Raw genomic sequence first — 8,860 nt, 5'->3', positions numbered from 1 at the left:
CGGGGCTCGCGGGGACAAGCCCTACGACAAAAAAGCGCTGGTCAACCTGCTTTTGGTCTGCTCGGAAATCATCGAGGCCTATCCTCAGATCCAGGAGATGGATCTCAACCCGGTGGTCATTCACCACGAGGGCTTGAGCATCGTCGACGCCCGCATCCTGCTCAAACCAACGTCCGAGGAAGAAAAAGCGGGTAAGCCTGCGTGAACCGGATCTTCCTGATCATCGTTCTCGCCGCCGTCTGCTTTGCCGGCTGGAAGCAAATCGGCTTCCAGCCGGCGCCGGATCTTCCGTCACCCATGCAGGCCCTCTCCACGGCCATGGTGAACTCGGCCACCGGTGCGGTGGAACTGGCCATCGGGCTGGTGGGCGTGATGACCCTGTTTCTGGGCCTGATGAAGGTTGCCGAGGCAGGAGGCATGCTGGTCATCCTGGCGCGTTTGATCCGCCCGCTGATGGTGCGACTCTTCCCCGAAGTGCCGGCCGACCATCCGGCCATGGGGGCCATGATCCTCAACCTGTCGGCCAACGCCCTGGGACTGGGCAACGCCGCCACGCCCTTCGGCATCCGGGCCATGCAGGAATTGGAGAGCCTGAACGCCCGGCCGGGGACGGCCACCAACGCCATGGCCCTGTTCCTGGCCATCAACACCTCCAGCGTGACCCTGCTGCCCACCGGCGTCATCGCCCTGCGGGCGGCGGCAGGCAGCGCCGATCCGGCGATCATCCTGCCCACCACCCTGCTGGCCACCATCGGCTCCACCAGTGTGGCCATCCTGGCCGCCAAGCTCTACCAGCGCCTGTCGCCCCTGGAAGAATCGCATCCGGCCGATGGCGGAAATGCGGGTACGGATGAGAAAACCGATGCCACGATTCCGGACGAAACATCCACCTTGGAAGCGGCTCAAGGGGCCTATCCGATATGGGTGAGCGTCCTGGCCCTGGCCGCCCTGGCCGCCCTGATTCCCGGGGCCGTCCTTTTCGGCAAGGCGCTCTCACCGTGGATCCTGCCGCTCCTGATGGCGGGTTTTCTGATCTTCGGCGCGGTTCGGCGGGTGCCGGTCTACGAGGTATTCGTGGATGGTGCCAAAGAGGGGTTCCAGGTAGCCCTGCGCATCATTCCCTACCTGGTGGCCATTCTCGTGGCCGTTGGCATGCTGCGGGCCAGCGGGGCCCTGGACCTGCTGGTGGGCGCCCTGGCCCCGGTCACCGGCCGCTTCGGCCTGCCCGCAGAAGCCCTGCCCATGGCCCTGATGCGCCCCTTGAGCGGTTCCGGCGCCTACGGCATCCTGGCCTCGATCATCAACGACCCGGCCATCGGGCCGGACAGCTACACCGGCGTGCTGGTCTCCACCTTTCAGGGCTCCACGGAAACCACGTTCTACGTCATGGCCGTCTACTTCGGCGCGGTCCAGGTCCGGCGCATCCGACACGCCATGGCCGCCGCCCTGACCGCCGACGCCGCCGGGGTGGTCTTCGCCATTGTTGCCTGTTGGCTGTTTCTGGGTTAGGAGGTTGCCTGGAACCCGTCGTGGAAGCCGACAATGCCCTGCGGGACCTCGTCGATGAAGGGCAACGCCTGGAAAAACTTCTGCGGGATGCCCTCGTAAACCATTTCCGGATAATTCCTGAAACCGAACCGCCGGTAGTAGTCCGGATCGCCGATCAGCGCGCAGCCCTGCGCACCCATTGTCTTCAAGCGGGACAGCCCTTCGTTGATCAGCGCCTTGCCGATGCCCTGCTTTTGCAGGTCCTGCAGGACGGACACCGGTCCCAGGCCATACCACGCGCCGGTTCCGTCGGAGATGGTTACGGGCGAGAAGGCGACATGCCCGACGACGCGCCCATCGATCTCCGCAACCAGGGACAGGGTCAGTGCGCCCGCGGCACGCAACGCGCGGATGATGAATGGCTCGGTTTGCTTGCTGATCGGGTGGTCCTTGAATGCCGCTGCGGTGACCGCGCTAATGGCTTCGATGTCCGCAGCCGTTTCTTTGCGTATGTTCAATTTACTCGCCATGATGTCGAGCAGGTCGTTGAAGGTTTTATGGACGGTTAGAAGCGGCGCCTCGCAGCGATTTGTCCCATTTGATCGCGGCTGGAAGCTCCTACGCCATTTTCTTCCTTTCGGGTTGGTGGCCATTGGTGGCCTGGAAAAGCGTTTTTTCACAGCCATCAATTCTGTTGAACCGGTAAAAAGATCCACTTTGGATGGTTTCGTGAAAAGCGCCGAGACCTCTCCCTAAAGACCAAACGGGACAGGAAGGCTTGCGAGCCTCGAGGAACGAGGCGCACTTAGGTGTACGCCGCAGTGAAGAGAGATAAAGCATAGCGCAGATATCGGCGTTTTTGCGGAACCATCAATACTCATCATCCTCATACTCATCATCGTCCGGATACTGCGGCGGCGACGCACCCACCGATTTAACAACCTTTATAAGCTTGTGCTTGGTCCTCAATGCGCCTTCTCTGATCGACTGGACGCGAATGCGATGCCACCAGTCGTCGCCGAAATCGAACAGGTAGTGAAACACATCTTTTTCTGCCAATCCGACGTCACCGATCTTGATTTTTGCGACCGACATCTTCTTTTCGCCGAACCCCATAAAATCCTCAGTGTTCTCCGGATGGGTGATTTCGGGTGCGCTCCAAATCGTTCGAAAGTTTTTGGTGTCCGACTTGGTAATGAAAAATGAGTAAAGATGCGGATCGTACCGATTGAAGGCACTGAAAATCGCTTCATGGAGGTCTTCAAACGTGCAGTTTTCACTGGCATCGATGATTCGATAGACCTTGGGCACACCGACAATTGAAACCCTGAATTGAAAGAGTCGCATTGGAATCCTTTATACCGTTATTGATTGGAATCAGCCGGCAGTTAATGTGCCGTTATTTCAGACCAGATATTTTTAAGAGACCAATAAATGGCCGCCGCACCGACAGCGATAAAGAGCAATGGTATGATGATATGGTGCAACCTGCTGTCGACCATGGCCGTTCGCGGATCCGATTTTAGATACAGCACCTTGATTCTTTCCCCTTTTCGGGGCGCAACGAAGAAATGCGTTTTGTCTCTGCTCTTGAAGACATGAACGTTCCCTTCACGGTCTTCGTATCGAATCAATGGCCGGCCGCCAAAACCCGCCCCGCCCGCCGGAGGCGTTTTGTCGACTGTCCCGTATACGGCAACCGTATTATTCCTGAATGTATAAAATGCGTAGATCTTGCCTGCCGAAGGGATCAACAGAATCGATCCCAAAAGCATCATGAATACACTGGGTATCAAGTTGCGGCTCAACGATGCAAGTTTCATTCGTTTAAACCAGCGGTTCGAAAGACGCCGATATTTTCTATGTACAGAGGCGATCACGTCTTTCGCTCACGCGCCAGATCTGACAGATTGAATAAAAATGCCGATGGAAAGGTTCTAAGCAAAGAGCGTCCCACTCCTGTCGATGTTACCCTTTCCCATGTACCACGCCAATGACCGCCCGTGCCTAATTCGAAAGCAGCGATGCGGCCGGGGTGACCTTCGCCATGGTTGCATGCCGTCTGCTTCTGAGTTAATGATGACGTTACAGCGACAAACCCGGTGCCTGCGTTGCGCGCCATTACTCGTCAGTGCGGCTTGCGCTCAACACGCCTTGGTCCCGGATTTGCTGCCGAAACGCCAGCGATGGGGTTGTTCGGTCAATACCCGATATGACCCAAATCGCCAAACCACTGAAAGCGGATAGAGGTATCGCCATGCAAATCAAGGCCCAGATCGCATCGTGCAATGAACGGCTCATCGCAATCCGCAGGGAGCTTCACCGCATTCCTGAGCTGGGCTTCAGGGAAGAGAAGACCAGCGCCTTCGTGGCCGACTACCTCAAACAAGAAGGCCTTTCCGTGGTCACCGGCGTTGCCCGCACCGGTGTGGTGGGGCTGCTGGAAACCGGCCGCCCCGGTCCGACACTTCTCATCCGGGCCGACATGGATGCGCTGCCCATTACCGAGGAAACCGGCCTGCCCTTTGCTTCACAGCACCCCGGCGTCATGCACGCCTGCGGCCATGACGGCCACATGGCTATGGCCCTGGCCACCGCCACGGTCATGAATGCCCTCAAAGACCGCATCAACGGCACGATCAAATTCGTCTTCCAGCCAGCCGAAGAGGGCCCGGGCGGCGCCAAACCCATGATCGACGCCGGCGTGATGGACAATCCGCAAGTGGACTACGCCCTGGGCTGCCACATCTGGCCCACGATTCCCGAAGGAACCATCGGCATCCGGGCCGGTGTACTGATGGCGGCCATGTTCCGTTTCGACATCACCATCAAGGGCAAAGGCGGACACGGGGCCATGCCCCATCTTTGCGTAGATGCCCTGGAAACCGCCTGCCAGGTGGTGGCTGCCTTGCAACGCATTGTCAGCCGCCAGATGGACCCTACGAGCCCGACGGTGATCACGGTCGGAAAATTCGAGGCCGGCACCGCCTTCAACGTGATCCCGGAGACCGCTGCGATTTGCGGCACCGCACGGACTTTTGACAAGGCAACATGGGAACGCTGGCCCGGGATCATCGAAACGGTCGTCAAAGGCGTTTGCGAGTCCATGGGCGCCGGTTACGAAATGAGCCATGAGCAGGGGTATCCGCCCACAGTCAACGATCCGGGCATGGCCGATCGGATGAAGCGCATCGCCGGAGAAGTCGTCGGCATTGAACGGGTGGTCATTCCGGACATGACCTTAGGCGGAGAGGACATGGCCTTTTTCCTGGAGCAGGTCCCGGGCTGTTTTTTCTGCCTGGGCGCAGGCAACGATGCCTATGCCGGCATCCACAATCCGCGCTTTGGCTTCAACGAAGCGATTCTGCTATCCGGTGTCGAAACCTATTGCCGGGCGGCCATCGATCTTCTGGGCAAACCCTCCCCTGCAAGCGGCTAACCCATCGTGGACTGAAAAACGGGTCAGTGGCAGCGTGGCGTTTACTATCCCGCTGTCAATCGAGCCAACGCGATGGTGAAGTCAACCCTAATTTATATTTTAACGTTGAATCAAAGGAGAACCATGGCACACCCACCCATCGCCGCCGGCAAGAGCAGCTTCGATCTCATCGATTTCGCCACCTTCCTGGCCGCTGTTGACCTGCGCGGCGAGATCGTCTTCCTCGATGTGGCCTGCGGCATTGGCAATTATGCCATTGAGATCGCCCGCCAGATTCGGGAGACGGGCAAGGTGCATGCCTTTGACCTGTGGGAGGAAGGCATCGCCAAACTCAGGCTAAAAGCCGGATCCCTGGGCTTGGACAACATCGACGCGGCAGTCTGTGACGTCAGCAGGAATATTCCCCTAACCGATCACAGCGTCGACATCTGCCTCATGGCCACGGTGCTCCACGACCTGATTGAGGACGGCACCCACCATGGCACATTGAAGGAAATCGTCCGGGTGCTCAAACCGGACGGGCGGTTGGCGGTGGTCGAGTTCAAGAAGATGCCCGGACCGCCGGGGCCGCCGGAGAAGGTGCGCCTGTCCCCGGAAGGGCTGCATAACGTCCTTGCACCTCTGGGCTTTCAATGCCGCAGCACCGTCGACTTAGGAGCCGTGACCTATCTTTCCGTCTTTCATCTGCATGCTTAGCCGCCTTACTGCCCGTCGATGTGAGCGATGACGCTATCGGTAAAATCAACGGTGGTAGCGGTGCCACCGAGATCGGCCGTCAAACATCCGCTCGCCGTCACCGTTTCAATCGCCTTCATCAAACCGTCGGCCGCCATAGTCTCACCAAGAAAATCGAGCATCATCTGCACGGACCACAGCGTCGCGATGGGGTTGGCGATGCCTTTGCCCGCAATATCCGGGGCGGAACCGTGAACCGGTTCAAACATCGAGGGGTATTGGCGCTCCGGATTCAGATTGGCGGACGGAGCGATGCCGATGCCGCCGGCCACGGCCGGACCGAGGTCGGAAAGGATGTCACCGAAAAGGTTGCTGCCTACCACCACGTCGAACCAGTCGGGATGCATCACGAAGTGGGCCGTGAGGATGTCGATATGGTATTGGTCGGTGCGAATGTCTGGGTATTCCTTTGAAATGGTCCGGAACCGGTCATCCCAAAAGGGCATGGTGTAACGGATGCCGTTGGATTTTGTTGCCGATGTCACGTGCCGGTCCGGTCGCCGGCGCGCCAGTTCGAAGGCATAGCGCAGAATGCGGTCAACCCCCTTCTTGGAAAACAGGGTTTCCTGAACGACGACCTCCCTGTCCGTTCCGGAAAACAGACGTCCGCCGATTTCCGAATACTCTCCTTCCGTATTTTCACGCACGACCACGAAGTCGATATCCTCGGGGTCCCGGCCGGATAGAGGGCTCTTGACCCCGGGCAACAGGCGCACCGGCCGGAGATTGACATACTGGTCGAAGGTTCTGCGGATCGGCAGCAGAAGACCCCACAGGGAAACATGGTCGGGAACACCAAGGGCGCCGACGGCGCCCAGCAGGATGGTATCGAACGATTTCAGTTCTTCCAGCGCATCCGGCGGCATCATCACGCCGTTGTCGATGTAGTATTGGCAGGAATACGGGAACTCTGCGAAAGAAGCCGCAAAGCCGAATTTCTTGGCCATAACCTTCATGGTTCGGACCCCTTCGGGGACAACTTCCTTGCCAATACCGTCTCCGGGAATCAGGGCGATGTTGTAGGCCATGGCAAGCTCCTCTTATGGTTTAACCCGCTTCATTCAACACGGAATTTACGAATGACATCCTGATACCGGTAATCATTCCAACCGCTCATCCCTGCAGGCAATCCTCGGCAAAGACTTTCTCCAAGGCGTCGACCAGGGCGTCGGCATTCGCTTTAGAGAAGATGATGGGTGGCTTGAGCTTGAGTACGTTGTGCAGGGGGCCGTCGGTACTGATCAGAAATCCGTATTCCTTCATGCGGTTGCAGATATAGGCGGCCTCGTCCGCTGCCGGTGCCAGGGTGTCATGGTCCGTGACCAGTTCAACCCCCAGGTAGAGCCCCAACCCGCGCACGTCACCCACCAACCTTGACTTATCTTTTAGGGTGGACAGCCGCTCCAGCAGGTGGGCCCCCACCTGCCTGGCATTTTCCTGCAGCCCTTCGCTTTGGATCACGTCCAGCACGGCCAGGCCCACGGCGCAGGAAACCGGGTTTCCCCCATAGGTGTTGAAGTACTCCATGCCGTTGTTGAAGGCATTGGCAATTTCCGGTGTAGTGACCACCGCCGCCACCGGGTGCCCGTTGCCCATGGGTTTGCCCAGGGTAACGATATCCGGCACCACCCCCTGGGTCTCGAAGGCCCAGAAATGGGTGCCGGCCCGACCGAAGCCCACCTGGACCTCGTCGGCAATGCAGACGCCGCCGGCAGCGCGCACATGACCAAAGGCGGTCCGGAGGTAGCCGTCGGGCAGCAGCACCTGGCCGCCGCAGCCCAGCATGCTTTCGCAGATGAAGGCCGCGGGCTTGCGGCCGCCGATCTCGATACGTTCGATGGCCCGCTTCACGTAGCCGGCATAGGCGATACCGGACGGCGTCCCGGTGCCCTTGTGGGGCCCACGGTAGCCGCAGGGCATGACGACCGTCTGCACCCAGTCCGGTGCCCCCGTCCCGCCGGGCCCGTCGTGTTTGTAAGGACTGATGTCCACCAGTCCCTGGGTGTTGCCGTGGTAGGCCCCGTCCACGGTAATGATGTCGCACTGTCCCGTGTGGGTGCGCGCCATGCGCAGGGCCAGTTCGTTGGCTTCGCTGCCGCTGCACACGAAAAAGCACACGCTCAACGGATCCGGAAAGGTGGCCAGCAGACGACGGGCGTAGTCCACGATGTTGTCGTGGAGGTAGCGCGTATTGGTGTTGAGCACGGCCATCTGGCGGCCACCGGCGGCCACCACGGTCGGGTGGCAGTGGCCCACGTGGCAGACGTTGTTCACCCCGTCTAAATATGGCTGTCCGGTTTCGGTGTAGAGGAACCCGCCCATGCCCCGAACGATCTTCAACGGGGTGTCATAGGAGACGCTGAGGCTTTTGCCCAGGTGTCTTCGCCGGATGGCCATGAGCTCGTCCGCCTTTCGGACTTCCACGTCCGGCGGCGCCGTGTCTAGCCCGAGGACCACACCCGGATCCGGGCAAAGGGCGGTCCACACCCGTCGCTGACTGGGCCGGGCCACGCCGGGAAAGTCGCCGTCCTGCTCCAGCAGATCGGTGATCAGCTGAAGGTGCAGGTGGGGTGCCCAGCCGCCATTTTCCGTTGCGGTGCCGATGGTGCCGATCGTCTGTCCGGCCCTGATGGGCATGCCCGGTTTCAGGCCATCCAGCGATGTGGCTGCCAGGTGTCCATATAGCGAGTAAAACGGAATGCCGCTGTCCGTCTCATGGGACAGGATGATCGTGGGGCCGTAATCCTGGCAGGCGGTGTTGTTCCGAAAGCTGTGGACCCGCCCGCCCATGAAGGCATATACCGGTTCACCCGGCCGGGTGAAAAGATCCAGCCCCAGGTGAACGGTGCGGTACTCGGGGGCCATATCCGTCGCCACCTTGAACGCATCGGCGGTGTAAATCACCCGGGCCTCGTTGTAGCGGCCGATGCCGAGGCGGCTGCCGGCATCTTCCATCTCCCGGAAGATCATTCGTGTCATCGCCGCCGCATCGTCCTTTTCCGGCCCGGCGCCCAGCAGCGGCGTGTCCACGCTCAGGTCGATGACCGGCGGATCGCCGGCCAGCAGCGCGGCATCCACCACCGGGGCGAACGACGCCTGGTTTTCCTTCAGCCAAGCGATCACGGCACGGGAGCGGGGCACCGGGTCGACTCCGCAGGCATCTCTGAAGCACGCCTCTGCAAAATCCGGGCTGATCGG

At 59.9% G+C, this 8,860-nt stretch carries 9 protein-coding genes; 4 read left to right on the top strand and 5 right to left on the bottom strand.

Translation table 11 applies throughout. From position 1 onward, the window contains the following. On the top strand, positions 1 to 205 hold a 205-nt coding region (locus tag ABYV26_RS14955), incomplete at its 5' end, for an acetate--CoA ligase family protein (RefSeq protein ID WP_372682157.1). Then, the gene (locus ABYV26_RS14950; RefSeq protein ID WP_372682156.1) at positions 202 to 1,509 is read left to right on the top strand and encodes a nucleoside recognition domain-containing protein; all 1,308 of its coding nucleotides are present in this window, start codon (positions 202 to 204) and stop codon (positions 1,507 to 1,509) included. The genes ABYV26_RS14955 and ABYV26_RS14950, both read left to right, overlap by 4 nt. On the opposite strand, the gene ABYV26_RS14945 is transcribed toward ABYV26_RS14950, so the two are convergent. The 3 genes from ABYV26_RS14945 to ABYV26_RS14935 all read right to left on the bottom strand — a co-directional run bounded on the left by ABYV26_RS14945 (position 1,506) and on the right by ABYV26_RS14935 (position 3,311). Further along, a complete protein-coding gene (locus ABYV26_RS14945; protein WP_372682155.1) occupies positions 1,506 to 2,204 on the bottom strand; it encodes a GNAT family N-acetyltransferase in 699 nt (232 codons plus the stop codon). The two genes, ABYV26_RS14950 and ABYV26_RS14945, sit on opposite strands and share 4 nt — an antisense overlap. 154 nt (positions 2,205 to 2,358) lie before the next feature. After that, positions 2,359 to 2,835: a plasmid pRiA4b ORF-3 family protein gene (locus ABYV26_RS14940; RefSeq protein WP_372682154.1), complete on the bottom strand. Its 477-nt coding sequence runs from the start codon at positions 2,833 to 2,835 to the stop codon at positions 2,359 to 2,361. A 41-nt stretch (positions 2,836 to 2,876) separates the two neighbouring features. Further along, positions 2,877 to 3,311 carry a DUF3592 domain-containing protein gene (locus tag ABYV26_RS14935; protein WP_372682153.1) on the bottom strand — a complete coding sequence of 145 codons (435 nt, stop codon included), beginning with the start codon at positions 3,309 to 3,311 and terminating at the stop codon, positions 2,877 to 2,879. A gap of 389 nt (positions 3,312 to 3,700) precedes the next feature. Between ABYV26_RS14935 and ABYV26_RS14930 the strand changes: the two genes are divergently transcribed. Together ABYV26_RS14930 and ABYV26_RS14925 are read left to right on the top strand one after the other, a co-directional pair. Then, positions 3,701 to 4,927 (top strand): M20 family metallopeptidase, encoded by a 1,227-nt coding sequence (locus ABYV26_RS14930; RefSeq protein ID WP_372682152.1) that lies wholly within the window; start codon positions 3,701 to 3,703, stop codon positions 4,925 to 4,927. A 123-nt stretch (positions 4,928 to 5,050) separates the two neighbouring features. Beyond that, complete coding sequence (locus ABYV26_RS14925; protein ID WP_372682151.1) at positions 5,051 to 5,623, top strand: class I SAM-dependent methyltransferase; 573 nt, start codon at positions 5,051 to 5,053, stop codon at positions 5,621 to 5,623. Between the two features lie 5 nt (positions 5,624 to 5,628). Here ABYV26_RS14925 and ABYV26_RS14920 read toward each other — a convergent pair whose 3' ends face one another. Then, positions 5,629 to 6,690, bottom strand: coding sequence for a tartrate dehydrogenase (locus ABYV26_RS14920; RefSeq protein ID WP_372682150.1), 1,062 nt, complete (start codon positions 6,688 to 6,690; stop codon positions 5,629 to 5,631). An 85-nt stretch (positions 6,691 to 6,775) separates the two neighbouring features. Beyond that, a partial coding sequence (locus tag ABYV26_RS14915; protein WP_372682149.1) for an aminotransferase class III-fold pyridoxal phosphate-dependent enzyme occupies positions 6,776 to 8,860 on the bottom strand: 2,085 nt, incomplete at its 5' end.

The organism is Desulfosarcina sp. (assembly GCF_041551955.1).
Lineage (GTDB): Bacteria > Desulfobacterota > Desulfobacteria > Desulfobacterales > Desulfosarcinaceae > Desulfosarcina.
This window is presented reverse-complemented; position numbering and strand designations above follow the sequence as displayed.

Bases quoted from the DNA above. Each gene is read 5' to 3' on its own strand.
- ABYV26_RS14925 (WP_372682151.1), top strand. From the start codon at position 5,051: ATGGCACACCCACCCATCGCCGCCGGCAAGAGCAGCTTCGATCTCATC.
- ABYV26_RS14940 (WP_372682154.1), bottom strand. From the start codon at position 2,835: ATGCGACTCTTTCAATTCAGGGTTTCAATTGTCGGTGTGCCCAAGGTC.
- ABYV26_RS14935 (WP_372682153.1), bottom strand. From the start codon at position 3,311: ATGAAACTTGCATCGTTGAGCCGCAACTTGATACCCAGTGTATTCATG.
- ABYV26_RS14920 (WP_372682150.1), bottom strand. From the start codon at position 6,690: ATGGCCTACAACATCGCCCTGATTCCCGGAGACGGTATTGGCAAGGAA.
- ABYV26_RS14930 (WP_372682152.1), top strand. From the start codon at position 3,701: ATGACCCAAATCGCCAAACCACTGAAAGCGGATAGAGGTATCGCCATG.